Source organism: Fundicoccus ignavus (assembly GCF_009659375.1).
GTDB lineage: Bacteria > Bacillota > Bacilli > Lactobacillales > Aerococcaceae > Fundicoccus > Fundicoccus ignavus.
On sequence record NZ_WJQT01000008.1, the window covers coordinates 13,769 to 37,762 of the forward strand.

Below are 23,994 nucleotides of genomic sequence, written 5' to 3' on the forward strand. Positions count from 1 at the left end.
TTCACAAGGAATGGGCCGGGGGTCTTTTGTGACTTATTTTATATTAGGTTAATTATATGCCAGCATGCTATAATTTAGATGAAGTGAGGAGGGATTATGTGAAAAAAATTAGACGCAAGCTACTGATGCTATCTGTATTGTTTATTAGTGTGTTGTTTGGAAGTGTCAATCGTGTACAAGCTGTTACTACAGAATCTGTTATTGAAGCAATGCAAGAAAGAATACCTACGTTAGATTGGTCAGCAATGGCCTTGGAAGGTAAACTTGATATTGCGATGTCAACTGCTACACAATCAGCGGACTTAGCTCAAATTAAGGGGGATTTCCGTTATGATTTCACAGAAGCCTTACAAATGGAAGGCCACTTAAATATTTTGTCGCCGTTTGCTTCAAATCTACCAGCCTTTTCGCTATATTATTTAGACGGTGTATCCTATTCAACTGATGGTCAAGAATGGTACGTTCAGAATAATCAAAAGACAGAAGCTGAAATAAGAAAAGAACTTCAAAAGACTGCTGATCAATTTGACGCTGACCTTCATTCAATTACAACTGAACAAATTCAATTTATCGACACCTATATGAATTTAGATGAGACGACTGAATATTATGCGTTTCGTTTAAAAACTGATATTGATCCACAAGCGATGTGGGATGATTTACAAGAACTTGTGGATATAGAAAGTCTCCAGGAAAACGTTGATCAACTGGATAGTTATGGGGAATTAGATGGTATCGAAGATTATGAAGACTTGGCAGATTACGAAGCATTTGCGACCTTTATTACATCAAATCCAGTACTAGAACTACGTTTTGAAAAAGAGAATTATCGCCCGACTTATTTCTTGTTGGATGTAAGTGTCGATCCTGAAGCATATGGAGCAGAATCTTCAGATTTTGGGACAGTCAATGTAAGATTAGAGCTAAACTTTTCTGATTTTGGACAAACGTTTGATGTAATTGTTCCTTCCGAAGCCCTCGAAAGTACGGTAGATTATTGAATAATGTTGTAGAATTAGGTGGTAATCCTCCCTCTTTTCTGAGTTTCTTATTCGCAATATTGTAATACATTCGTAAGGCATTTGATTGGTAATGGATAAAATGTATGTGCTATACTTAACACATAACAAAGAAAGAAAAGGTGATTTTAATGAAAAAAGGATTTAAACTTCTAGGTAGCTTATTAGTAGCTTTACTAATGGCAATCAACGTTTTGCCAACTGTTTCAGCACAATCAACTGCACGTGATGTTTTAACACAAATTAATGCAGCAGGTCAAAACCAGTTGGAATCTATGAATGCGAATGGATTTGTATCGGTAGCATTCCAATCAGGTGAACAAACTGCAGATATTGGTCAATTCAATTTTGACATGTCTTTTAATATTGATCCACGTTTTTCAATGGAATTCCAAGGTGAAGTTGTCTCTCCATTCTTAGGATCAGAAACATACACTTTATCAGCTTGGGCACTTGAAGGTATTGCTTACCTTTATGATGGTTTAAATGATGATTGGACAATTGAAGATTACTCAGCACAAGAACAAGAAATCTCTGATCAAGTTTACGCTGCAATTAATGAAGCACAAGCACAACAAGGTGAGTTAACTGAAGAGCAGTTTGCATTAACTGAAAAATATTCAGACTTTAGTGAGACAGAAACTGACTATGTATTTACTTTAAAACAAGATATTGATGCAAATGAATTATGGGCAGACTTAAATTCAGCAATGGATATGGAAGCTTTAATTAATGATGCAATCGAACAAGCTAAAGCAACGGGTGCAGAACAAGGTGTAGAATTCACTGCTGAAGACGAAGAAATGATTCGCTCTTTATATAGCGTTGAAACATTAGAAGCTGTATTAGGTACAAACCCAGTTATTTCTGCAAGTTACGACAAAACAACTTACAAACCGACAGGCATCTCAGCTGTTTTAACTATTAACCCTAACGACTTTATGGGTACAACAGAAGAAGAAGCTGCTGCATCAGGAATGCCAGAAACGATTATTGTTACAAGCGAAATAACATTCGGTGGCCACGGTGAAACATTTGAAATTGTAGTTCCAGAAGCAGCATTTACAGCTCCAACTGAAGATGCAACAGAAGAAACAACTGAAGACGCTACTGAAGAAGAAGCTACTGAGGAAGATGCAGTAGAAGATACTGAAGAAGAGGCTCCAGCTGAGGAAGAAACAGAAGAAACTGTTGAAGAGACAGAAGAAACTGACGCAGAATAATCAGTAACACTCTATAAGCCGGTTTAGCTATCGCTAAGCCGGCTTTTTTTTATGCGGTTTTATAAGTTTAGTGTTAATTTAGTAGCTTTTTAGCTTCGCTCAGCTTAATGTTTTCAAGGTGTTGGTCACATTTCAGACAATCACTATTTTATTCGTTTAATTGAGACACACATAGTGACTGAAAGCTCATGCAGATTATATTTCGTAGCATTGTATGTTACAATAAGTAAAAGTTTTAAAACAAATGTTTACCAAGATTAACTAAATTAGGCTAATAAAAGGGGCTTATGGAAATGTATAAATTTGAAGATGATAGCTTGATGATGCATACGGATTTATATCAGATTAATATGTTGAAAACATACTGGGAAAAAGGAATAGATAAGAAACGAGCTGTTTTTGAAGCGTATTTCCGTTCAAATCCATTTGAGAATGGTTTTGCGATTTTTGCAGGTTTAGAACGTATTATTCACTACATCAATCGTTTGACGTTTACTGAATCGGATATTGACTATTTGCGTGAATTAGGTTTATATCCTGAAGGATTTTTAACTTACTTAAAAGAAATGAAATTTTCTTGTTCAATCCGCTCAATGGTTGAAGGTGAATTGTGTTTCGCTAATGAGCCTTTGATTCAAGTAGAAGGTCCTTTAGGTGAGTGTCAATTGATTGAAACAGCTTTATTAAATATCTTAAATTATCAAACATTAATTGCGACTAAAGCAGCTCGTATTCGCAATGTTATTGGTGAAGGTGATAAATTATCTGAATTTGGTACACGTCGTGCGCAAGAAATGGAGGCAGCTATCTGGGGAACACGCGCTGCTTATATTGGTGGTTTTGATAATACGAGTAATGTGCGTGCAGGTAAGTTATTCGGAATTCCAGTTTCGGGGACACATGCTCACTCGTTAGTTCAAGCATATCGAGATGAGTATGAAGCATTTAAAGCTTATGCCGAAACGCATAAAGATGTTGTCTTCCTAGTGGATACCTATGATACATTACGTTCAGGTGTACCAACTGCAATTAAAGTTGCCAAAGAAATGGGCGATAAAATTAATTTTATTGGCGTTCGTATTGATTCAGGCGATATGGCTTATTTATCAAAGAAAATACGTAAACAATTAGATGAAGCTGGCTTCCCAGATGCACATATCATTGCTTCTAATGATTTGGATGAATTAACGATTTTAAACTTGCGCATGCAAGGGGCTAAAATTAATGATTGGGGTGTAGGGACTAAATTAATTACAGCCTTTGATCAACCATCTTTAGGTGGTGTTTATAAATTAGTAAGTATTGAAAATGACGAAGGTGAAATGGTACCGACGATGAAAGTATCAAGCAACGCTTCGAAAATGTCAACGCCAGGTGTGAAACAGGTATGGCGTATTACGCGTAACCGTGATGGTAAATCTGAAGGTGACTATGTGGCATTAATCGAAGAACGTCCAGATCAATTAGATTCTCTATTCATGTTCCACCCTGTACATACTTATATCAATAAGACTGTTAAAGATTATACAGCTAGACCTTTGTTGCAAGATATTTACCGTGATGGTGAGCAGGTTTATCAATTACCAAGTTTGCTAGACATTCGTGAATATGCGGAACAGAATGTAACCCAATTATGGGATGAATATAAACGTATTCTTAACCCGGAACAATATCCAGTCGATTTATCACAAAAACTTTACGATAATAAAATGGAGAGTATTAGCGAAATTCGTCAGAATGTTAAAGAGAAAGCTAAGCAGTTAGAACAGGAAGAAGCATAATTCCGTTTGTTTTTAAACGAAGGAGATTGACATGAGACCATTACAAAAAGAAATTATAGATGCTTTAAAAGTACAACCCAAGATTGATCCAGCAGCGGAAGTTGCGCGCAGTGTAAATTTTCTAAAAGATTATTTAATAGCTAATCCAGGCTTATCAAGTTTGGTTTTAGGGATTAGTGGAGGACAAGATTCAACATTAGCAGGTAGACTCGCACAAATGGCTGTAGAAGCAGTGCGACAAGAGACGGGTGATAATCGTTACCAATTTATCGCAGTTCGACTACCGCATGGCGTCCAAGCTGATGAGGACGATGCTCAAGCGGCTTTAGCTTTTATTCAAGCAGACCGTGTGATGACTGTAAATATTGAACCAGCCACAAGTGCGATCAAAGCAGCAGTTGAAGCCAATGGTATTGTTATTAGTGACTACAACAATGGGAATATTAAAGCCCGCGAGCGCATGATTGCCCAATATGCGATTGCTGGTCAGACTGCAGGGGCAGTAATTGGAACCGATCATGCAGCCGAAGCAGTGACTGGCTTTTTCACGAAATTTGGTGATGGAGCGGCAGACGTCGTACCTTTATTCCGCTTAACGAAACAACAAGGTCGTGAGTTGTTAGCTTATTTAAATGCACCTGAGGAACTATATTTAAAAGTTCCAACAGCTGATTTAGAAGATAATAAGCCAATGCTTCCTGATGAAGTTGCTTTAGGTGTGAGTTATGAAGCGATTGATGCTTATTTAACGGGTCAAACCGTGGCAGAACATGACGCTGAAGTCATTGAGAAGTGGTATACGAAGTCTCATCACAAACGTCACTTGCCAATTACTGTTTTTGATGATTTTTGGCGCTCTTAATAACGCATAAAATTAAGTAAGAAGGAGGGATGCTTATTTTTCTAATTCAAACAATGTACCGTTTATTAGGAACTGCTTTATTTTCTGCTGTGCTGACGTTTAGCTTAATTAAGCTTTATCAGAAGTTCACGAATAAGCAAACGAAGCGTCAAGTCATTCCTCCATTAGGTGGTATTGCGATTTTTATTAGTTTTTGGACTGGCTTTTTTAGCCTGTTTCCCAGTTTAATGTTCAATAGTAGTCAGTGGAATGTTTTCCTAGCGTCTGGAATTATTTTGTTAACAGGCATCGTTGATGATCGATTCGTTTTGAATCCTCGGCAAAAATCGTTCGGTATTTTGTTAGCGGCGAATGTCATCTATTTTATGGCAGATATTGAATTTTCAACAGCATTGCTACCAGCTATTTCACCGAATGTATTCAATATATTGTCTTATGTGCTGACGATTGCGTGGATCTATTTTGTAACGAATGCCATTAATTTATTGGATGGGCTCGATGGTTTAGCGAGTAGTGTATCGGTGGTAAGTTTATTGACTTTAGCCATTACCACCTATTATTTCAGCTTATCAATTCGTATTGTCGTACTGATGATGTTGTTATTATTGGCTGCTTCCATTATAGGATTCTTACCTTTTAATTGGTTTCCGGCGCGTATTTACTTAGGGGATACGGGGGCTTTGTTTATAGGGTTTATGTATGCGACTTTGACGGTAACGAATTTAAAGAATGCGTCTTTTTTCTCGTTGATTATACCGGTCATTCTCTATATTGTGCCACTGTTTGATACATCTTATGCGATTTTTCGTCGTCTTATGACAGGTCGTTCATTAATTGAACGTGATGAGGACCATATACATCACCGGTTATTACGCTTAGGGATGAGCGAACCACAAGTTGTCTTGATTATGTTAGGGACAACGTTAGTATTTTCGATACTAGCAATTTTATCCCATGCTTATCCGCATTGGCGCAATTATATCTTAGGAGCTGTGATTTTTATCACGGCTGCAATGTTCGTAGCCATGCTTAAGTTATCAGATACCCGAAAAAAATAAGGGTATCTTTTTTGATTTGTCGAGCTTCATGCTTTGCTCAGTTTGTTGTTTTCCAAGGAGGTGGTCGCTTCCAAATCCTTCGCTGGCGTTTGTCTTTTCCAGCTAAATCGGCTAGGTTGTGACTAATTCGCTATGCTCAAAGTCACAGCAAGCGCCCTGTGTACGGCTTTGGAAAACAAGCCGCTAAGCTACGTTAAGTATTGCAACAAAAGTCAGTGCTAAAATTAAGTTAAAATTGCTAATTGGAATTTAAAAACCTCGGACGAGTCTGAGGTATTTAATATTATAAGAGATTAATCATTTAGTTCCAATGTACTTTTCACACCGTTTTGAAAATCATCAATATGAGCCGAGTTTTATGGACTAATTAGAATAATCCAAGAATAAGGTCGAGCAATTCTTACTTAGCTAGTCATACCAATTCAATGTTTAAACTCGCAGTTTGAGTTTGAACATTGAGTGCTTCAATCATCAAACTCAGAAGCCGAGTTAACACATTGAAAGAGAATTATCATCTTAAGGCGAAATGCAATTCATGTTCTGACAAATATTTCTCGAAATCTCAATAATAAACTTGTTCATATTCAGTTATTTTTATTTGCTACAATGATTTAAGATTATGGCTTAGAAATTAAGATGAGGGATGTAAAAAATGAAAACAGCAATTATTGTAGATAGTACGGCTAGCTTGGCAGAAGATTTGGCAAATCATCCTGATATTTACCAAATAAATTTACTGGTTACTTATGCGAATGGTGATGTGATTACCGATACGACTGATCCAGTGGTATTGAAGGAGTTTTATTACCGTATTACGAAGGATAAAGAATTACCGAAAACCTCTCAACCAGAACCGGTCCATCTGTATAAATTATTGAAAGAAGTAGTTGATAAAGGCTATCAATCAGTAATTTGTATCCATTTATCGGATAAAATAAGCGGAACATTCAAAACGAGTTCAATGATTACAGATGAGTTCAGAGATGCTTTGAACATTTATATGATTGACTCAAAAGGAACTTCTTTTGTCATCGAGAGCATGGTTAAACAAACGCTCCATATGTTAGAAAAAGGATTATCTGGCGAAGTTATCCAAGCGAAATTAGAGTGGTTGGCGGATAATTCTACGATTTATGTGATGTTTGAAAACCTAGAAAATTTAGTCAAAGGTGGCCGGTTAGGCACAATCAGTGCCTTTCTAGGGACTGCATTGAGAATTAAGCCAATTGTTGTCTTTGACCAAGGTGAAGTAAAGGTTTTTGAAAAAGTACGTGCTACTAAAAAAGTTGTGCGTCGTTGGCAAGAATTAGTGAGAGAAGCAGTTAAAGACTATCCAAATGGCATAGACATAGTGTTTGCTCATGGCGATGCTGAGACAGAAATCATTGAAATTAAAGAATTGATTCAGGCGGAGTTTCCGCAGTTCGAATACCGTGTTGGTTATCTAACACCTGTTTTAGGTGTTCATGGTGGGAAAGGCTGCAAAGGTATGGGATTAATTCCCAAGGTGACATTAGATTAAATCGCAAAAAAGCAGATGATTCAACCTTAAGTTAAATTATCTGCTTTTTATTTGCTGATGTATTTTGATTGGATTTTAACGGACTGGCAAGTTAACAGTCTGTTCGCCCAGCTCTGTCCAACTTAACTGACCACTAAAACGGTTTGTTAGTTCATCGTGAACCTCAGTGACAGCTTCTAAATTTATGGCTAAATTAAAGGTAACTGTATCGGTATAAACCTTGTCCTTGAGGGTAATCGGCAGTTCAGTTTGACTCATATAATAAGTAAAACTATCCATTTGGTCATAACGTAATTCAACATTAACCATCATTTGATTAATATTCTTAATAATCGTGGCCTCTTTTAAAGCTTCGCTGACAGCATTACTATATGCGCGAATCAAGCCGCCACTACCTAATTTAACCCCGCCAAAATATCGAACAACGACGGCCATTACATAGGTTAGATTTTCTTGTTTTAATACTTCTAGCATAGGTACACCGGCAGTGCCAGCTGGTTCACCATCATCACTCATCCTTTGAATCATGGAGTCATCGCCAAGAATAAAAGCTTGGCAATGATGGGTTGCTTTATAATGTTCTTTTCGAATCGCTGCTAATTCTTCTTGGAAGTCAGCTTCGCTTTCAATTGGTATTAAATAAGTCAAAAAACGTGATTTCTTAATTTCAATTTCGTGGATGAGTGGGGCCTCAATACTATAATAATTAACCATGTAGCTACATCTCCTTACTTGCGAACTATCTGATTCATTGTAGCATGTAAGTTAAGATAATTCATCGCCTTCGACATTAATCTTGAGTATAATAAAAGCTGTGAGACTAAAGCGATTGAAAAGGAGCAACTAAAATGAACAAACGTAAGGTAATTATTGATACGGATCCAGGTATCGATGATGCTTTAGCCATTATTGCGGCATTGAAGCATCCGGATTTAGAAGTATTAGGTTTAACCTCAGTAGCAGGAAACAAAGGGATTCAATTTACTACAGATAACGCAGCGCGTGTGTTGACGTACTTTGACAGTGGGGTAAAGGTTTATCGCGGTGCCACAAATGATTATCTGTCACTTAAAGCAGGTGCTGGTGAAAGAGCAGATGAGGCTGGTTTTGTTCATGGTGCGACTGGTTTGGGTTCAGTGGATTTACCGATTAATTCGGATGTGTATGCTGATCAGAATGCGATTGATTTTATTCTTGAGACAATCCAGGCTAACCCAGGCGAAGTAGATATTATCGCACTAGGCCCTTTAACGAATTTGGCTTTATGTGTTGAAAAAGATTTAGAGACGATGAAGCAAGTGCGCTCGATTCATAGTATGGGTGGAGGCGTGCACCGTGGTAACCGTTCGCCTGTGGCGGAGTTTAATTATTGGTTTGATCCAACAGCTGTTGATTTAGTGTTTACAGAGTTGGGACCGCATGCGCCGATTTGGATGATTGGTTTAGATGTGACACATCAAGGGATTATTGATATGAATGATCTGACTTTTATGAAGATGGCCGGTGGAGAATTAGGTGAAATGCTTTATGAGATGATGCAATTTTATGTGAATACTTATTGGCATCAAAATGGTTATATGGGTGCGGTTATCCATGATTTAATGGCTGTAATTGGCTATATTTATCCAGATATGTATTCTGAAATCTACCATGCCAACTTACGCTGTGTGTCGGATAGTGAGTTGGCAAAAGGGCAATGTATTGTTGATTTGCATGATCAATTCAAGTGGGAGAAAAATGCTTATGTGCCGATGAAGGCGGATATTGCGTTTTATAAGGAGCAAACGATGGCTATTTTATTTGGAGATGAGGCTGCTGAAGATTATAAAAAACGCGTAAAGTCTCTGGGATAAGAAGACATTTTGAAAGGTGTTTGATATAATTTGACTACTATTATTAACTATTATGAAAGGAAAGTGTGATGAAAACAGCATTTATTATTGATAGTACGGCCTACTTAAGTGGTAAAACTGCCCATCATCCGGATGTTTATCGGGTTAATTTGACGGTAAACTTTAGTGATGGCACTCTTGGCGAAGATGCTCAGGATTTGGCGGCCCAGCATATTTTTTATGAACGTTTAAAAACGGAAGTATCCATTCCTACAACCTCTCAACCTACGCCCGCTGTTTATTACGAGGTGATGGACAACATTATCGCTAAAGGTTATGAAGCAGTCATTGCGATTCACTTATCCGCAGGGATTAGTGGAACCTATCAAACTTCAAATATGGTTTTAAGTGAGTATGCGGATCGTATTAAATTATTCTGCTTGAATAGTAAAGCCGCTTCGGTTGTTATGGAAAGTTTATTAGAACAGGCGATGGATTTGTTAGACGCTGGTTTAACGCCTGAAGTGGTGTTTGAAAAGCTACAATGGGTTGCCGATAACAGTCATATTTATTTAATGGTTGAAGATTTGGATAACCTTGTCAAAGGTGGTCGTCTTAATGCAACCGGCGCGTTAGTCGGAGGCTTATTGAAAATTCGTCCTGTATTATTTTTCGATGAAGAAGGAAAAATTGTTCTTTTTGAAAAAGTCCGTACGAATAAGAAAGTTTATCAGCGTTGGATAGAAATTGCCAAGGAACGTCAGGCTTTGTTTCCAGACGGTATTAAAATTTCATTTGCTCACTCAGATGCCTTAGAAGAAATTCAGAGTGTGCGCGAATTATTTGCAAAAGAATTACCTACAATTGATTATCATATTTCGGGTCTTGGTCCTGTTGTTGGTGCCCATACTGGTGCCGGATCAAAAGGCTGTGCGATTATTCCAATCGCCAAACCGTAAGTTATTATTGAAATTATTATTATATTTTATTTTAAAGTCGCGCAAGCGGCTTTTTTTCGTGATAAAAGGCTTTTAAGTTTGGGAGTGCTTTAATAGCTTTTGAGCTTCGCTCAGCTTATTGTTTATCTAAGGCGGTGGTCGCTTTCAAAGCCTCACTGAAGTTCGTGCTTTTCCAGCTCAATCGGCTAGGCTCTGTCTACTTCGCTTTGCTCATAGTCAGAGCAAGCTACGCCGATTGCCCTTTGTACCGCTTTAGAAAACAAGTCGCTGAGCTACGCTTAGTATCTCAATAGAAGTAACGCTGTGTTATCAAGCTAAGACTGCTAAAAATAATTTGAAAGTCATCGAAATCGTCCGAAGTTTTCTCACGTGATAAAAGGCTTTTAAGTTTGGGAGTGCTTTAATAGCTTTTGATATGCTCAGCTTATTGTTTTCCAAGGCGGTGTCGCTTTCAAAGCCTCACTGAAGTTCGTGCTTTTCCAGCTCAATCGGCTAGGCTCTGTCTACTTCGCTTTGCCCAAAGCCACACCAAGCCATTATATAATAGCGATGCCTTGCCCTTTATACCACTATGGCAAACAAGTCGCTAAGTTACGCATAGTTTTTCAATAAAAGAAACGCTGTATTATCCTGCTAAAGCGATGAACTGTTTTGAAAAAAACAAAAGGTTTTCTGGGTGGGTTTGAGTATTTTGCTATGTGAGAATTTGAGAGTTTTAATCTGATTACTGACAGGGTCTTCATTTACAAAACACACTTTCAAATAACCACTTGAATATGATATAATGACTTTAAATGCCAAAGGAGTGTGAGAAATGAAAGCCAATCCACATGTTTTACCTAAATTTGATCTAAGTAATGGTCTTGAATTTGGCCTCTATACGCTTGGTGAACATGTGCCGGATCCACATACTGACAAACAGATTTCAGCTCAAGAGCGTATTAAACAAATGATTGAAATGGCTCAGTTAGCTGAACAAGCTGGCATGGATATCTTTCAATTAGGGGAATCTCATCAAGAATATTTCGTATCACAAGCACATTTAGTGATTCTTGCTGCGATTGCGCAGGCGACCTCAACAATAAAATTAGGAACGTCAGCTACCATTATTAGCACTTCTGACCCAGTGCGAGTTTTCGAAGATGCTGCAACGATTGACTTACTATCGAACGGACGGATGGAAATAGCGGCAGGACGAGCTTCGAGGACAGGTTTATATGATTTATTGGGCTATAACCGTGAAGATTATGAAGAATTATTTGAAGAGAAATTTGAACTACTATTGAAAATTAATGAAACGGAACGCGTGAACTGGTCAGGAAAGTTTCGTCCACCCCTCAAGGATGCAAATATATTGCCACGTCCACATAACGATAAGAAAGGTTTGCCAATCTGGCGAGCGGTTGGGAATTCAGCTGCCTCGGCGCAAAAGGCTGGCACATTAGGCGTGCCAATTTATCAAGCCCATCTTGGTGGTGCAGCATCGGTCTACCAAAGTCGTATCCGCCAGTTTAGGCAAGCGGCAACAGAGGCTGGCTTTGATGCGAAGGCAATACCTGTGACGACGGGCGGTTTCTTCTACGTCAGACAGAATACACTGGATGCTTACCGTGAATACTATCCTCACATCAACGAAGGTATGAAGTGCACCAATGGTTATGGCTTCCCTAAAAACGCATTTGCACAAGGGCAAGATGTCCGTAGCATTGTAAATGTTGGTGATCCAGAATTAGTCATTGAAAAACTCTTACAACAACATGAGTTATTTCAACATCAACGGTACGTGGCACAAATCGATTCAGGTGGAGTCAGTATGGACAACATTAAACGCACCATTGATATTATTGGTAATAAAATATTACCCAAAGTTAAACACTATACGAGAAAATAAACTTAAAAGGAGCAAACAGTTTGAAAATATTAGTACTATCAGCTTCAAATGTAGGCAACAAAACAGGTATTGTTACTCAAAAAGCTTACGAGATGTTACAAGCAAAACACTCAGAACATGACTTAACTTACTTAAATTTAAAAGATAAAGAACTTATCTTTAGTGATGGTCGTCATTATTTAGACTACACAGGAGATACTTTAGAAGTGACACAAGCGGTCATGGCGGCGGATGTGATTATCCTAGGCACGCCAATTTTTCAAGCATCTATTCCAGGAGTACTAAAGAATTTATTTGACCTACTCCCGCAAAATGCTTTGCTAGATAAAACGGTCAGTATGATTGTTACAGCTGGATCAGACAAGCACTTCTTAGTGGCTGAACAACAATTGAAACCAATTTTGGCCTATATGAAGGCCAATGTTTTACAAAATTATGTTTTTGTACGTGATATCGATTTTGGCTTAGATAGCATTGAAAATGATGACATTTATTTCCGTCTTGATACACTGGTGGAAGATACGGTTATGTTGGGCAAGACGTATCAAGAAGTATTACAAGCAAAAGAAGCAGCATTTGGTTTTTAAACAGGAGGAGACTTAGTCTATGGCAAAAGAAAACATTGAAAAAAAACAGTTAGAGGTTGAATCAACTGGTTTAAATGAAAAAATTAAGACGGTAAACGATTCAACAACTGTCAAACCATTTCCAACCTTAGTTAGCTTTGGTGACGGTACAGGCGCAAGTTGCCGTATTGTAGATGGAGAAATACATTGCAATTAATAAAATAAGGCGACCTATTTTGAGTATCATTACATCTCAAAATAGGTCGCTATATTTCTTTAACTAAACTAATTTTCCTGGATTTAAGCGATTCTCTGGATCAAAAGCTAGTTTAATTTGTTTTAAATAATGACGATAACTACTGTCAAAGACTTGATCGAAATATGGTTTCTTTGTCAAACCAATACCGTGTTCAGCAGAGGGTAAGCCCCCAATATCATGTACATATTGATACAATTCCGATAAAACTTCATGTCGTTTAACGGCCCATTCTGCTTCACTTAAGTCTCCGCGTAAGACGCAAGCATGGATGTTTCCGTCCCCAGCGTGGCCAAAGCTTACAAAGCGCAAACCACTTTTAGCTTCAACTTCTTTCGTATAATTAAACAAAGTCGCAATTTTATTCGTCGGAACAGATAAATCTAAAGGTTCATTCTCAGAAAGTTCCACTACTGCTGTCAGTATGCTGTCACGTAGTTTCCAAGCGGTCACTGTATCCGCTTCATTTAACAAGACAATTTCTTCAGGAGCATGCGTTTTAATTGTTGCTTCTAAACGGGCAATTTCAGCTAAAACAGATTCTTGGCTGGAGCCGTCAAAAGTCATCAATAGGTACGCTTGGCCTTTTTGGCTTGGGAAAGGTGTGTTTAACAATTTCTCACTGAGCGCGATCGCATCACGTTCGAAAAATTCACAAGCTGTAATATCAAGTCCGTTGCGCATAATTGAAATAACAGCCTCACATGCGACAGGTAAAGAAGGAAAGGCAGCAATGACTGATTGATTGACTGTCGGTAAAGGAATGATTTTTAAATCAATGCGCGTCGTCAAACCGAGTGTCCCTTCGCTTCCGATAAATAAGTGCTTCAAGTTGTATCCTGAACTGTTTTTAATCGCTAAACTTCCGACTTCTAAGACTTCACCCGAAATGAGTACCACTTCCATTTGACGCACATAATCACGCGTAGTTCCGTATTTGACAGCACGCATGCCACCAGCGTTGGTTGCGACATTACCACCAATCGTTGAGTGTTTAGAAGCTGGATCAGGCGGGTAGAAAAAGCCACGTTCTTGGACATACTTTTGAACTTCACCGATTGTAATTCCAGGCTCAACGCTAAGCGTTAAGGTATCCAAATCAAAATCCAAGATGCGATTCATTTTGCTGAAATCAATTAGTAACTCGCCTTCATGGGCTTCGGTAGCATGTGCTAGACCGGAATTTGCACCTGAAGGAATCACGACTAATTGTTTTTCTTTAGCATAATGCATTAAGTCTACTACTTCACCCTTTGTCAAAGGGTAAGCTAAGGCATGCAAATTTTTTGCCTTAGTTTGTTTTTCGTTTAAATAATCGCGAGGAATCTCATCGCCAATAAAAAGACGATCAGCATCCAGAATAATTTCTGATAAATTCATTCATTACACTCCATTTCACATATATACTTTTTTACGTATTATACCAAAATACGACCCAATTAACTTTTTTTAACACTTGTGTCGAAAAAAAGCACAAATTGCGAAAAAAATTGTATTTATATAGAGAGGGAGAAATAACAAGTAAACATAATGAAGGAGATGATGACGATGATACCAACATTTGAAAAAGCTTTGAGTTTACTAGAAGGGCGCTTACTGACTTATCACGAAGTTGTTCATACCCTGAAAGAATACCAACTCAATCAGCATTTGTCAGAACTACTTGAACGAGCTGACAAACAACCAGCTATTTTGACAAAACCAACAATGTGCTGCCAACGCTGTAATAATCAAGTGTTAGATAGATTTGAGCAGTTAACGGCAGACAAACATTATTGTTTAAATTGTTTGAATATGGGACGGATTTTACAAGGAGAATACTTATATTCTCTAAGAGAGCGAATAAGTAATGCGCCCCAAAAATCAGCAAGTGAACTGCTAACTTGGCAAGGACAATTATCAGCTGAACAGGCGAGAGCAGCGAATGATTTAATTAACAGTTTAGCTGATCCGCAACATCCGCATAGTATCATTGCTGTAACAGGTGCTGGGAAAACCGAAATGATCTTCCCGGTCATTGCGAAAGTACTCGCAGCTGGCGGACGTGTAGCCATTGCTTCTCCGCGAATCGATGTATGCCGCGAACTGTATCCTCGCTTACAAACTGCTTTTGCCTATACAGATAGTTGTTTACTTTATGGAGGAACAGATACGCCTTATGATTCGGTTCCGTTAATTGTCTCAACTACGCATCAATTATTGAGGTTTGCTGAAGCCTTTGATTTACTCATTGTGGATGAAGTGGATGCTTTTCCGTATGCCGGAGATGAGAGTTTACATTTCGCTGTCAAACGGGCTGTCAAAGCAGAAGGGAAATTAGTCTATTTGACCGCTACTCCAGATAAGACATTAGAAAAAGCCATGCGTAAAAAAGAAATAACCAGTACGACTTTGCCAGCAAGATATCATGGCTTTCCTTTGCCAGAACCTGTTTATTATTGGCTAGGTGATTGGCGCAAGGCTATAAGAAAACAACAAAATAATTCTAAGTTAGCTCGGTTACTAAAGGAGTTTAGTCAAATTCAAGGTGTAAAATTGATTTTTATGCCAAATATTTATTTAGCCGAGTGTTTATTTGCTTGGCTCCAGACATTGCTGCCGCAACAGTCACTAGCGTGCGTGCATTCGAAAGATCCTGATCGAAAAATAAAAGTTCAAGCGGTGCGTGAAGGGACAGTCGAACTGCTAATTTCAACGACAATTCTTGAAAGAGGCGTCACCTTCACCAATTGCCATGTGTGCATAGTAGGCGCAGAAAGCAAACTGTTTTCGCGGGCTGCTTTAGTTCAAATGAGTGGTCGAGTGGGGCGTAAGCAAGATTTCCCAACGGGGACACTTATTTATGCACATGAAGGCGTTAGTTTGGCGATGGCAAGCGCTAGAAAGCAAATTAAATTAATGAATCAACAAGCACGCGCGAGGGGGCTAATCAAATGAATCTACCGATAAAAAACTGTATTTGGTGTAATAGCGTCTTGCCTTTGGAGTTACAATTCGAGCAACTGTTTAGTTTTAAACCGTTAACCTTTGCGAATATATGTAAAGAATGCTGGCAGCAAATTTTACCGTATAAGGAAGCAGGCGATACTTGTAGGGCTTGTGGACGTGCGGTGAATAAAAGTGACGTGAGCTATGAAGCGATGCAGGGCATAGAAGATAATTTTCAATTTGGTTTTGTTCGTGTTTCTCAGACGGGATTTGAAGAAATATTTTGTTATGATTGTGTGAGGTGGTTGGAAGTTTATCCACGGACTTTGCTTGAGCATAAAGCTGTCTTGCAATATAATGATTTCTTTCGTGAGTGGCTCTATCGGTATAAGTATCAAGGTGATTTTCGATTGCGTTTAGTGATGCGGGATTTCTTGCAGGAGTTTTACCGTAATTATGTCGATTACCAATGGTTAATTTTGCCGAGTTCACCTAATAGTATGCGAGAGCGAGGGTTTAATGCGACGGCAGCTTTGTTAGAAGCGGCTGATATACCCTGTATGTGTCCTTTTGAGTATATCGGGGACGGTCAAAAGCAGGCTCAGAAAGATCGTTTGAGTCGCTTACAAATGCGACAACCCTTTGCTTTGTCGGACAAAAATTTTAAAAAAATATCGCGAAAAATTATTGTCTTTGATGACGTGTATACAACTGGAAGAACCTTGTTACATGCTAAAAGTTTATTGAGAGAAAAAGATCAGCAAGAAGCCTACAAAGCTGATAATATCAGTATTATAGGCGTGAGTCTAGCACGGGACCAGCAATTAAAAGATTGATAAAATTAAAAAATAATGAGAAAACATGAAAAAAAGATAGTGTTTGCGTTTTCAATTTTGTCATAGTGTGTTATAATTATAAAAAGCGAAGCAATCTAAGCTTTTTTATACTAAGAGTGTAAAACTAATCAAAATTATAAATTATTTTGAGAAGCTTGATGTGTAGTTGAGAGTTTCATTCGATTATAAATTTGATAACAGCGATTAGTTTTAGCTATTAGAAAATATAATGTGAAATGAGGGATTAGGATGTTTAATTATAACGTTCGAGGAGAAAATATTGAAGTTACAAAGGCGATTCGAGACTATGCAGAGAAAAAGGTCGCAAAATTAGAGCGTTTCTTTACAGATGTTCCAGATGCGACAGCTTATGTAAATTTAAAAGTTTATCCCGATAAAACAGCGAAAGCCGAAGTAACAATTCCACTATCATTTTTAGTATTGCGTGCCGAAGAAACTACTCCAGATTTATACGCAAGTATTGACTTTGTAGTGGACAAATTAGAACGTCAAGTTCGTAAATATAAAACAAAAATTAACCGCAAATCAAGAGAAAAAGGGTTTGACGGAATTAAACAAGCTGACTTAGCAGATGCAGTTGTCGTAGAAGAAAAACATGAAGAACCAGAATTAGAAATTGTTCGTTCTAAGCGAATCAATCTTAAACCGATGGACAGTGAAGAAGCTGTGTTACAAATGAACATGTTAGGCCATGACTTCTTTATCTATACAGACGCTGAAACAATGGAAATCAGTATTGTGTACCGTCGTAAAGATGGACGTTACGGTTTAATCGAAACGTCAGCACTATCATAATAAAAAGCATTAAATAAATTCGCTAGCTTCTTGATACGGATGTATTGAGAAGCTAGTTTTTGTTTATAGTATAAGAGATTATAAGTTTTATGTTGATTGACTAAGCTTTGTAATTCGCTCAACTTATTGCTTCCAAGGCGGTGGTCGCTTTCAAAGTCTCACTGGCGTTCGTGCTTTTTCAGCTCAGTCGGCTAGGCACTGTCTACTTCGCTTTCTATATCGATAGTCAGAGCAAGCGATTCTATTAGTAGCGATAGATTGCCCTTTATATCGCTTGGTAAAACAAGTTGCTGATCTACATTAAGTTTTCCAATAAAAGTAAAGCGATATAATCAAGTTAAAACTGCTAAACGGAATTTAAAGTCCTCGGACTCGCCCGAGGTTTTCTGAAACGAGAGTGAATATTGACAAATTTAGAAAACTCTGAATAAAGCGTTAAATAATGTTTCATTTTTACGGTTTGTCATGTTAAACTACAATAGTGAACGAATTTTATACATAACACTTTCGCTATATTTAGGGAAGTATTGAGAAGATACATAAAAGGAGCAGAGTAATGGCTAATTTTCTAAAGAATATATTTGAAAATGATAAAGCAGAATTAAAGCGTACGGGCAAACTTGCTGACCAAGTGATGGCTTTAGAGGCAGAATATGCTGCGTTATCAGATGAACAGTTACGTGCAAAGACAGTCGACTTTAGAGACCGTTTAAGCAAAGGTGCTAAGCTAGATGATATCCAAATTGAAGCATTCGCAACAGTACGTGAAGCTGCAAAACGAGTACTAGGTTTATTCCCTTACCGTGTGCAAATTCAAGGTGGTTTTGTTATTCATAACGGCGATATTGCTGAGATGAAAACAGGTGAAGGTAAAACTTTAACCGCAACAATGCCAGTATATTTAAATGCATTATCTGGTAAAGGGGTTCACGTTGTAACAGTTAACGAATACTTAGCGACACGTGACTCGAAAGAGATGGGGGAAGTATACCGTTTCTTAGGTTTAACAGTAGGATTAAACTTAAACAGTATGAACGCTACTCAAAAACGTGAAGCTTATAACTGTGATGTTACTTATAGTACAAACAACGAACTTGGTTTTGACTACTTGCGTGATAACATGGTAGTTTACAAAAATCAAATGGTACAACGCGATTTAAACTTTGCGGTTGTGGATGAGGTTGACTCAATCTTAATTGATGAGGCGCGTACACCATTAATCATCTCAGGGCAAGGAGAGAAATCAACAGCTCTTTACACTCGTGCAGATTATTTTGTAAAAGGTTTGCGTGAAGATGACGATTATACAATCGATTTGACATCAAAAACAATTGTGTTAACAGATACAGGGGTAGATAAAGCTGAGAAAGTTTTCCGTTTAGAAAACTTATATGATATTAATAATTCCGCTTTAGTTCACCACATTGACCAAGCTTTACGCGCTAACTATATTATGATTCATGACATTGATTATGTGGTTGATGAAGGTAAAGTGAAGATTGTTGATGGCTTTACAGGTCGTATTATGGAAGGTCGTCGCTACTCTGATGGTTTACATCAAGCGATTGAAGCAAAAGAAGCGGTTGAAATCGAAGATGAATCGAAAACAATGGCAACGATCACTTTCCAAAACTATTTCCGTATGTATAACAAGTTATCAGGTATGACAGGTACAGCAAAAACTGAAGAAGAAGAGTTCCGTGAAATTTACAACATGAACGTAACATCGATTCCAACAAATAAACCAGTTGTTCGTGATGATGCGCCAGATTTATTATACCCAAACTTAAAAGCTAAATTTAAAGCAGTAGTAAAAGATATTACAGAAAGACATGCGAAAGGTCAACCTGTCCTTGTAGGTACGGTTGCGGTTGAAACGTCTGAATATCTATCAAAATTATTAAATCAAGCAGGCATTCCGCATGAAGTATTAAATGCGAAAAACCACTTTAAAGAAGCTGAAATTATCATGCAAGCAGGTCAACGTGGAGCGGTAACAATCGCAACAAACATGGCTGGTCGTGGTACTGACATTAAGTTAGGAAGTGGCGTACTTGAAGCAGGTGGACTAGCTGTATTAGGTACAGAACGTCACGAATCACGCCGTATTGATAACCAATTACGTGGTCGTGCTGGACGTCAAGGTGACCCTGGTGCATCACAATTCTACTTATCATTGGAAGATGATTTAATGAGACGCTTTGGTTCAGACCGTATTCAAGCTGTATGGCAAAAATTGAACATGGATGAAGATGGCGACGATTTAGCAATCCAAAGTGGTATGTTATCGAAACAAGTTGAATCAGCACAGAAACGTGTTGAAGGAAATAACTACGATACGCGTAAAAACGTACTGGAGTACGATGAAGTAATGCGTGAACAACGTGAAGTTATTTACGGACAACGTATGGACGTTATTCAAGCTGAAGGTGGCTTAACACCTTACGTTAAAGGCATGATGAAACGCACGATTGAGCGTCAAGTAGCTGTTGCGACAGAAGGCGAGAAGAAAAACTGGAACTTAGACAGTTTATTAGACTTTGCCCATGCTGCCTTATTATCACCTGAAGCCATCGCTTTAAGTGACTTAGAAGGTAAATCAGCCACTGAATTAGTGAACTATTTATACGATCAAACAGTTGCCGTTTACGATGAGAAAACAGCAGCATTAAATGGTCCAGAACAAGTAGCTGAATTTGAGAAAGTTATTATTTTACGTGTAGTTGATAATAAATGGACTGATCATATTGATATGATGGACCACTTACGTCAAGGAGTTGGCCTACGTGCTTACGCGCAAACTAACCCGTTAACTGAATATCAAACTGAAGGTTACGAACGTTTCCAAGAAATGATCGCATCGATTGAATATGAAGTAACACGTTACGTGATGAAAGCTCAAATCCGTCAAAACTTAGAACGTGAACAAGTAAATACAACAGTCGTTAAAGGCCGCCCGGGCTCTTTACCAACTGAAGTAACGAAAGCAAGAACTAACTAATAGGCTTTAAGACTGGAGAACCGTATGCAACTGCTACGGTTTTTCCTGTTCCTAGGTTAAAATTGTACATATGAGCGAAGAGAACCCGAAATCATGCTAGCTAACGTTAGTCTCAATCTACGAGGTATGTAAAAAGGAGAATGTAAGATGGAATTATACGAAATAAAACAATTTGTTGAATCTGCTAAACAATTATTATCGAGTTTTAGGGGGTCTCTTTGACTTAGATCAATTGGAAGCAGACATTGCAGACTATGAGTATCAAATGTCAGCCCCAGGCTTTTGGGACGATAATGAGGCGGCTCAACAGACGATTTCTCAATTAAATATTGCCAAAGGGACCTATCAAACGATTCAAGATTTAGAGAGCCAACTAGAAGAAATTGAGATGGCGCTTGAATTATATGACGAATCACAAGATCAAGAAATTTTCGATGAAGCAGTCGCGCAAACTGAGACACTGAAACAACAAATTAATGACTATGAATTAAAATTACTTTTATCCGATCCTTTAGATGCTAATAATGCCATTCTGGAAATTCATCCAGGTGCAGGTGGTACGGAGTCACAAGACTGGGGTAGCATGTTATTACGTATGTATCAAAGATATGCAGAAAAACAAGGCTTTAAAGTCAATGTACTCGATTATCAAGATGGTGACGAAGCGGGTATTAAAAGTGTGACGCTAGAAATCGAAGGCCATAATGCCTATGGTTACTTAAAATCTGAGAAAGGTGTTCACCGACTGGTTAGAATCTCGCCCTTCGATTCTAATAGCCGCCGTCATACCTCTTTCTGTTCGATTGATGTCACACCAATGCTAGATGATAATATTGAGATTGAGATCAATTCGGATGACCTACGCATTGATACATATCGCGCGAGTGGTGCAGGTGGACAGCATATTAACAAGACTTCTTCAGCAGTGCGAATTACCCATATTCCCACTGGTTTAGTCGCTCAAAGTCAATCGCAAAGATCACAATTTCAAAACCGTGATTTAGCGATGAATATGTTGAAAGCCAAATTATATCAACGTGAAGAAGAAGAGAAAGCGAAAGAATTAGCCGCTATTAAAGGCGAGCAAAAAGAAATTGCGTGGGGTTCTCAAATACGCTCTTACGTCTTCCATCCCTATTCAATGGTTAAAGATCACCGCACAGATTACGAAGTAGGGAATACTCAACCTGTCATGGATGGAGATTTAACAGGATTTATCGATGCCTATCTAAAATGGTCAATGCAAGCGAACGATTAACGAGCTAAAATGTAAGAATTCGTTAATGGATTGTTAAGTGTTTGTGATTCGTTCGAGTTTACGCCATGTTATGGTAGAATAGTGGCACTAATAGAGAAAAGTTTGAGTATCCTTAAACTGACTTTCACCCAATAGAGCTAGAGAAAGAGAGAAAGCAAATGATTCAATTAACGAATATAAGTAAACAATATGATAATGGTATTGTTGCTGTGAATGATATTACGTTGCGCATTGAGCAAGGCGAGTTTGTCTATGTCGTTGGACCAAGTGGTTCAGGTAAATCAACATTTATGAAATTACTCAACCGTGAAGTGAAGGCAACAACAGGCAGTCTAACGGTCGGTAAATTTAAATTAGACCGCATTAAGAAAAGAGAATTACCGATGTTAAGACGTGAAGTTGGGGTAGTCTTCCAAGATTTTAAATTATTACCTAACTTAACAGCTTTTGAGAATATCGCTTATGCGCTTGAAGTGACTGGCGCAAGCGGTAAAGAAATCAAAAAACGCGTTAATGAAGTCTTGCAATTAATTGGCTTGAGTCATAAGATTCATCAATACCCTGATGAATTATCAGGTGGTGAACAACAAAGAATTGCGATTGCACGTGCGATTGCGAATAAACCACGTATTCTGGTAGCGGACGAGCCAACTGGGAACTTGGACCCTGATACAGCAATGGAAATTATGGAAATTTTAGAAGACATTAACCGCACGGGAACAACCGTTATTATGGGAACGCATAATGACTATCTTGTGAACCAACGTAAACACCGTGTGTTGAGATTAGAACGTGGTCGCTTAATCAGTGATTTGTATAAGGGGGATTATCGTGAAATTAATTAGAAACTTCTTTCGTCATATTCGCGACTCCTTCCGAAATTTATTTAGAAACGGCTGGATGACCACAGCATCAATCTTGGCGATGACCGTTACAATGTTTATGGTTGGAAGCCTTGTGTTAGTCTTTGCGAATGTTCAAAAATTAACTAACGAAGTTGAACAAGAAATTCAAGTGCGTGTTAACATTGATCCTGTTGCAAGCGAAGCAGATGAAGAAACATTGGGTGAAGAAATTGCATCCATTGAGTTTGTCGAAGAAGTGATTTATCGATCAAAAGAAGATGAATTAGCAGAATATCAGGAAATTATTACAGAGAATTTTGATGAACTTGAAGGTGATTCAAATCCACTCAACAACATGTACTTAGTTCATGTAACAGGACCGCAAAATATTGAAATAGTCGTAGATCAAATTAACGCTCTAGATAATGTGCTGGTGGCTAACTTAGGATCGATTGACCTAAGTGGTTTAATCAATGCGATTGAAGTAACGCGTTATGTGCTTGCTTTATTAGCAGCGGTCTTTGTAGTTATTGCAGTCTTACTCATTTCAAATACAATTCGTCTAACGATTTATGCCCGTCAAACAGAGATTGAAATTATGCGTTTAGTTGGAGCTAAGAATAGCTTTATCCGTGCACCTTTTGTTTACGAAGGGGCGACGATCGGACTAATTGGTTCTGCTTTTGCCATCGCGGTTTTATATGCTGTTTACCAAGGATTGCAGAATGCAGCGGGTGAGTTATTTGCCATCAATACCAGTTTCTTAATACCGACGATGCCAAGTATTATTTTTATCGGAATTGGCATAGGAATCCTAGGGATTTTACTAGGTGTTATGGGCGCAAGACGTTCAGTTAGAAAATTATTAGTGAATTAATATCAACTTGGGGCTGAGAATTTAGGAACCATCTGTGAGAAAAAGCAGTTTTGTATCATAGCTTTTATAAGCTTGATACGAAGCTGTTTTTGTATTATAAGAGAAGATTAGTTGTATGTTGATTACCGTGCTTGATGCTTCGTTCAGCTTATTGTTTTTCCAATGCTGTGGTCGCTTTCATAGCCTTCGCTATCGTTCAAGCTTTTCCAGCTCAATCGGTTAAGCTTTGTCTACTTCGCTTAGCTTATAGTGAGAGCAGCTGTGCCAATTATACCGCTTTGGAAACAAGTCGCTTAGCTATGCTGAACTAAATTTCGGGTAGCGATTCAACTAAAAGCTCGGAATATTATTGGCAAAGAAAATAAACTGTTCTAGATAGGCTTCGGGCACAGTTCGAGGCGTATTTGTCAAATAAGTTTGTGGTTCAAATCTTTCATTCTTGAATTTATTTTGTTACGATAGGA

The 23,994-nt window shown here is 38.2% G+C and carries 20 protein-coding genes; 18 read left to right on the top strand and 2 right to left on the bottom strand.

The genetic code is table 11. From position 1 onward, the window contains the following. Window positions 1–98: 98 nt before the first annotated feature. From GF867_RS06845 to GF867_RS06870, 6 genes are all read left to right on the top strand, one after another. On the top strand, window positions 99–1,001 hold the full coding sequence (locus tag GF867_RS06845; RefSeq protein ID WP_153832363.1) for a hypothetical protein: 903 nt from the start codon (window positions 99–101) through the stop codon (window positions 999–1,001). A gap of 149 nt (window positions 1,002–1,150) precedes the next feature. Beyond that, window positions 1,151–2,242: a hypothetical protein gene (locus GF867_RS06850; protein WP_153832364.1), complete on the top strand. Its 1,092-nt coding sequence runs from the start codon at window positions 1,151–1,153 to the stop codon at window positions 2,240–2,242. Window positions 2,243–2,535: 293 nt separating this feature from the next. Beyond that, entirely contained in the window at window positions 2,536–4,023 is a 1,488-nt protein-coding gene (locus GF867_RS06855) for a nicotinate phosphoribosyltransferase (RefSeq protein ID WP_153832365.1), read from the top strand. A 31-nt stretch (window positions 4,024–4,054) separates the two neighbouring features. Beyond that, complete coding sequence (nadE, locus tag GF867_RS06860) at window positions 4,055–4,885, top strand: NAD(+) synthase (protein ID WP_153832366.1); 831 nt, start codon at window positions 4,055–4,057, stop codon at window positions 4,883–4,885. Window positions 4,886–4,914: 29 nt separating this feature from the next. After that, window positions 4,915–5,943, top strand: a complete 1,029-nt coding sequence (locus GF867_RS06865) for an MraY family glycosyltransferase (RefSeq protein ID WP_153832367.1) — start codon at window positions 4,915–4,917, stop codon at window positions 5,941–5,943. A gap of 652 nt (window positions 5,944–6,595) precedes the next feature. Next, window positions 6,596–7,465, top strand: a complete 870-nt coding sequence (locus tag GF867_RS06870; protein WP_153832368.1) for a DegV family protein — start codon at window positions 6,596–6,598, stop codon at window positions 7,463–7,465. Window positions 7,466–7,540: 75 nt separating this feature from the next. On the opposite strand, the gene GF867_RS06875 is transcribed toward GF867_RS06870, so the two are convergent. Beyond that, window positions 7,541–8,179 (bottom strand): YigZ family protein, encoded by a 639-nt coding sequence (locus tag GF867_RS06875; protein ID WP_153832369.1) that lies wholly within the window; start codon window positions 8,177–8,179, stop codon window positions 7,541–7,543. A gap of 134 nt (window positions 8,180–8,313) precedes the next feature. Here GF867_RS06875 and GF867_RS06880 point away from each other — a divergent pair, with 134 nt between their 5' ends. The 5 genes from GF867_RS06880 (at window position 8,314) to GF867_RS06900 (ending at window position 12,930) form a co-directional block, all read left to right on the top strand. Next, window positions 8,314–9,318, top strand: a complete 1,005-nt coding sequence (locus GF867_RS06880; protein WP_153832370.1) for a nucleoside hydrolase — start codon at window positions 8,314–8,316, stop codon at window positions 9,316–9,318. 68 nt (window positions 9,319–9,386) lie between these two features. Next, window positions 9,387–10,256, top strand: a complete 870-nt coding sequence (locus tag GF867_RS06885) for a DegV family protein (RefSeq protein ID WP_153832371.1) — start codon at window positions 9,387–9,389, stop codon at window positions 10,254–10,256. An 814-nt stretch (window positions 10,257–11,070) separates the two neighbouring features. Beyond that, window positions 11,071–12,147, top strand: coding sequence for an LLM class flavin-dependent oxidoreductase (locus GF867_RS06890; protein ID WP_153832372.1), 1,077 nt, complete (start codon window positions 11,071–11,073; stop codon window positions 12,145–12,147). A 20-nt stretch (window positions 12,148–12,167) separates the two neighbouring features. Continuing rightward, entirely contained in the window at window positions 12,168–12,734 is a 567-nt protein-coding gene (locus GF867_RS06895) for an NADPH-dependent FMN reductase (RefSeq protein ID WP_153832373.1), read from the top strand. A gap of 19 nt (window positions 12,735–12,753) precedes the next feature. Then, on the top strand, window positions 12,754–12,930 hold the full coding sequence (locus GF867_RS06900) for a hypothetical protein (RefSeq protein ID WP_153832374.1): 177 nt from the start codon (window positions 12,754–12,756) through the stop codon (window positions 12,928–12,930). 63 nt (window positions 12,931–12,993) lie between these two features. Here GF867_RS06900 and GF867_RS06905 read toward each other — a convergent pair whose 3' ends face one another. Next, window positions 12,994–14,349: an FAD-binding oxidoreductase gene (locus GF867_RS06905; protein WP_153832375.1), complete on the bottom strand. Its 1,356-nt coding sequence runs from the start codon at window positions 14,347–14,349 to the stop codon at window positions 12,994–12,996. Between the two features lie 168 nt (window positions 14,350–14,517). Here GF867_RS06905 and GF867_RS06910 point away from each other — a divergent pair, with 168 nt between their 5' ends. The 7 genes from GF867_RS06910 to ftsX all read left to right on the top strand — a co-directional run bounded on the left by GF867_RS06910 (window position 14,518) and on the right by ftsX (window position 23,530). Beyond that, complete coding sequence (locus GF867_RS06910) at window positions 14,518–15,906, top strand: ATP-dependent helicase ComFA (protein ID WP_153832376.1); 1,389 nt, start codon at window positions 14,518–14,520, stop codon at window positions 15,904–15,906. Continuing rightward, the gene (locus tag GF867_RS06915; protein WP_153832377.1) at window positions 15,903–16,733 is read left to right on the top strand and encodes a ComF family protein; all 831 of its coding nucleotides are present in this window, start codon (window positions 15,903–15,905) and stop codon (window positions 16,731–16,733) included. Before GF867_RS06910 ends, GF867_RS06915 begins: the two co-directional genes overlap by 4 nt. A gap of 249 nt (window positions 16,734–16,982) precedes the next feature. After that, window positions 16,983–17,549, top strand: a complete 567-nt coding sequence (hpf, locus tag GF867_RS06920; protein WP_153832378.1) for a ribosome hibernation-promoting factor, HPF/YfiA family — start codon at window positions 16,983–16,985, stop codon at window positions 17,547–17,549. A 556-nt stretch (window positions 17,550–18,105) separates the two neighbouring features. Then, on the top strand, window positions 18,106–20,550 hold the full coding sequence (secA, locus tag GF867_RS06925; RefSeq protein WP_153832379.1) for a preprotein translocase subunit SecA: 2,445 nt from the start codon (window positions 18,106–18,108) through the stop codon (window positions 20,548–20,550). 147 nt (window positions 20,551–20,697) lie between these two features. Beyond that, a protein-coding gene (prfB, locus tag GF867_RS06930; RefSeq protein WP_153832380.1) for a peptide chain release factor 2 occupies window positions 20,698–21,808 on the top strand; the annotation gives its coding sequence in 2 pieces (ribosomal slippage) (window positions 20,698–20,769 and window positions 20,771–21,808; 1,110 coding nt in all). 158 nt (window positions 21,809–21,966) lie between these two features. Further along, entirely contained in the window at window positions 21,967–22,653 is a 687-nt protein-coding gene (gene ftsE, locus GF867_RS06935) for a cell division ATP-binding protein FtsE (RefSeq protein WP_153832381.1), read from the top strand. Beyond that, a complete protein-coding gene (gene ftsX, locus GF867_RS06940) occupies window positions 22,640–23,530 on the top strand; it encodes a permease-like cell division protein FtsX (protein WP_311453945.1) in 891 nt (296 codons plus the stop codon). The genes ftsE and ftsX overlap by 14 nt, the downstream gene beginning before the upstream one ends. Window positions 23,531–23,994 lie beyond the last annotated feature (464 nt).

Coding starts and splice junctions, on each gene's coding strand:
- GF867_RS06850 (WP_153832364.1), top strand. CDS start 1,151: ATGAAAAAAGGATTTAAACTTCTAGGTAGCTTATTAGTAGCTTTACTA.
- GF867_RS06855 (WP_153832365.1), top strand. CDS start 2,536: ATGTATAAATTTGAAGATGATAGCTTGATGATGCATACGGATTTATAT.
- nadE (WP_153832366.1), top strand. CDS start 4,055: ATGAGACCATTACAAAAAGAAATTATAGATGCTTTAAAAGTACAACCC.
- GF867_RS06865 (WP_153832367.1), top strand. CDS start 4,915: ATGCTTATTTTTCTAATTCAAACAATGTACCGTTTATTAGGAACTGCT.
- GF867_RS06870 (WP_153832368.1), top strand. CDS start 6,596: ATGAAAACAGCAATTATTGTAGATAGTACGGCTAGCTTGGCAGAAGAT.
- GF867_RS06875 (WP_153832369.1), bottom strand. CDS start 8,179: ATGGTTAATTATTATAGTATTGAGGCCCCACTCATCCACGAAATTGAA.
- GF867_RS06880 (WP_153832370.1), top strand. CDS start 8,314: ATGAACAAACGTAAGGTAATTATTGATACGGATCCAGGTATCGATGAT.
- GF867_RS06885 (WP_153832371.1), top strand. CDS start 9,387: ATGAAAACAGCATTTATTATTGATAGTACGGCCTACTTAAGTGGTAAA.
- GF867_RS06890 (WP_153832372.1), top strand. CDS start 11,071: ATGAAAGCCAATCCACATGTTTTACCTAAATTTGATCTAAGTAATGGT.
- GF867_RS06900 (WP_153832374.1), top strand. CDS start 12,754: ATGGCAAAAGAAAACATTGAAAAAAAACAGTTAGAGGTTGAATCAACT.
- GF867_RS06905 (WP_153832375.1), bottom strand. CDS start 14,349: ATGAATTTATCAGAAATTATTCTGGATGCTGATCGTCTTTTTATTGGC.
- GF867_RS06910 (WP_153832376.1), top strand. CDS start 14,518: ATGATACCAACATTTGAAAAAGCTTTGAGTTTACTAGAAGGGCGCTTA.
- GF867_RS06915 (WP_153832377.1), top strand. CDS start 15,903: ATGAATCTACCGATAAAAAACTGTATTTGGTGTAATAGCGTCTTGCCT.
- hpf (WP_153832378.1), top strand. CDS start 16,983: ATGTTTAATTATAACGTTCGAGGAGAAAATATTGAAGTTACAAAGGCG.
- secA (WP_153832379.1), top strand. CDS start 18,106: ATGGCTAATTTTCTAAAGAATATATTTGAAAATGATAAAGCAGAATTA.
- ftsE (WP_153832381.1), top strand. CDS start 21,967: ATGATTCAATTAACGAATATAAGTAAACAATATGATAATGGTATTGTT.